At 66.5% G+C, this 463-nt stretch carries 1 pseudogene; it reads right to left on the reverse strand.

What is annotated here, in order from left to right:
- Positions 1-227 precede the first annotated feature (227 nt).
- Positions 228-463, reverse strand: a pseudogene (locus ACT84W_RS04560) (phosphoglucomutase/phosphomannomutase family protein); the annotation flags it as partial.

Genomic DNA, 463 nt, shown 5'->3' on the forward strand with positions numbered 1-463 from the left:
CGCGCGGCCGCCCTGAGCTGCTCTTTCGCAGTTCGTGGCGTTGCTGCGCGAGGAATTAATATACGCACCTCCCGCCCCTCGCGCAAGGGCGGGCGGGCGTCTCCACGTTCCCTCCACATTCGGGGGGCGCGGGGCGCGCGGCCGGGCGATCCCCTCCCCTATCCGCCCATCTATATAAGGAATGACGAAAAGGGACTGTCCCTTTTCGTCATTCGGGGGCAGACGCTTTACGCCGGCAGCGCGCCAGAGACGGCGGCCTCGCACGCGCCCTCTATAAGAGCATCGCGCTCCGCAGCATCAGGGGCTTCCGCATAGACCCTGACCACGGGATCCGTGCGCGCCGGACGGGCAAGGACCCACGAACCGTCATCGAAGGCGAGGCGAAGACCATCGGCGTGGCTTACCTCCACGGGTTTCTTTCCGGCGACTTCGGGAGGGTTGAGCCCGGGGAGGATGGTCCTGA

This window comes from Paratractidigestivibacter sp. (assembly GCF_052362415.1).
GTDB lineage: Bacteria > Actinomycetota > Coriobacteriia > Coriobacteriales > Atopobiaceae > Paratractidigestivibacter.